A 1756-nucleotide genomic window follows, 5' to 3' on the forward strand; every position below is an offset into this window, starting at 1 on the left:
GCCATGACTCGATCCTTTCACGGAATCGAGTCTCTACCGAACCCGGAACGGTTCACCTCGGACTACCGAGTGTTCTTCGACTTCCTCTGGGGCCGGGGGAAGACCTGGAACGAGGCCAGCGCGGACGACCTGTTCGACTTTCATGACTGGCGTGTACGGTCGCCGCGAAATCCTGACCGGGTGGGCGGATCGAAGTGGAACCGCGAGCTGGCGGCCTTTGCCCGCCTTTACGACTGGGCCCAGCGGCGTGGTTACGTGGCAACGAGTCCGGTGTTGATGCGGTCGGCCACGGGGCGGTACGGGGAAACGGTCTTGGTTCCGGCTGGGCGGGCGAAGAACGCTCACGCCAGCAATGTGCACTGGCTGACGCCGCGGGCTTTCCGCCGGTGGGTGGATGTCGGGCTGCGGGGGCATGTTGCGCAGGGCTGGCCGGGCGAGAGCTGGGTGGGCCGGTTGGAGGCCCGCAACGTCGCCTACGCGAAGTTGTTGTTTTCCTCGGGTGTGCGGCTGACGGAGGGGGCCTCGCTGCTGACCGTCGAGGTGCCCAAGGTGGCTTTGGAGGGCGGGCGGTATTACCCGGGCCGGCTGGCGCGGGCGGTGACGAAGTCGAAGAGGCCGCGGACGTTCTACGTCGCCGCCTCGGTCGTCGGCGGGATCGAGGGGGTACGTGGAGTCGTCTCGTGCCGTGGTGATCCGTCGCGCCCAGGCGAAGGGGCGGTACGAGCAGCTGCCGGACGTGCGGCTGGTGAGCGGTATCACTGGCCATCGCCGTCGCACCCTTCACTGGCGGGACCAGGACGGTGTTACGGGGCAGACGGCGCTGGACGAGGCGACGGTGTCCGAGCGGATGACCTTCTACATCGAGGGTCCGGACGGGCTGGAGCCGTTGTGGTTGTGGTTGAACGAGCAGGGGCTGCCGTTTCGTCCGGCGTCGTGGGAGAACGTCTTCCGTGCGGCGAGTGAGCGGTGCCAGCAGGTGCTGGGCTCGGTAATGGCGGAGCCGCCGTTTTGCACCCCGCACATGTGCCGGCACAGCTTCGCTCTGTTCATGCTCGTGGTGCTCAACCACGTGATGGACCAGCGTATGGGCTTGACACCGGCGGAACGCCGGGACTTCCGTCTGCTGTACGGCGATCCGTGGCAGATGGTGCAGGACCTGCTGGGGCATGCCCAGCAGGAGACGACCCGGGGGATCTACCTGGAGCCGGTGGCCGATCTTCAGCTGCGGTCGCTGCTGGCGGACGTGCCGGTGCCGGAGGCAGGTCGTATGCCGATGGATGCCGTCTTCGCCCGGCTGGCCAGGGAGGCCGAGGGAATCCAGGACGTCGACGACCGCCTGGGGGCGGCATGAGCCGCCGTGGACGAAGCGCCGCCCGCTCTCCTGAGCCCCATCGTCGCCCGCCGGTTCTTCTCGAAGATGGTCTCGTGGTCGAGCATCGCAGCACCCGGGGCACAGCCCGTCGCTTCGACTTCGCCACGCTGCCCGTCCCGCTGGGCATGCAGCGGTCCCTGGCCGCAGTCTTCGCCGAGCTGTGCCGGCCGGACAGCGGTTGGGACTCGCACGACGTCGCCCGCACCAACTGGAACGCGGTTCGAGCCTTCGCCACCTACCTGTCCCAGCAGGACCGTCCAGTAGGTGACGTGGACGCCCTCACGGTGGGGCTGTGGAACGCCTGGCGGATCAGCCGCCCGAACACTCCCGCCGGCCAACAGCAGCTGAGATGTGTGATCCGCCTTCTGCGTCACCACCCCAGTG

The 1756-nt window shown here is 67.9% G+C and carries 1 protein-coding gene and 1 pseudogene; both read left to right on the forward strand.

The window, feature by feature from the left end:
• Positions 1-685: 685 nt before the first annotated feature.
• Positions 686-1351, forward strand: coding sequence for a hypothetical protein (locus tag ACWD1Z_RS37310; RefSeq protein ID WP_451125345.1), 666 nt, complete (start codon positions 686-688; stop codon positions 1349-1351).
• A gap of 74 nt (positions 1352-1425) precedes the next feature.
• Positions 1426-1756 (forward strand): annotated as a pseudogene (locus ACWD1Z_RS37315) (hypothetical protein); the annotation flags it as partial.

The organism is Streptomyces sp. NPDC002784 (assembly GCF_053592135.1).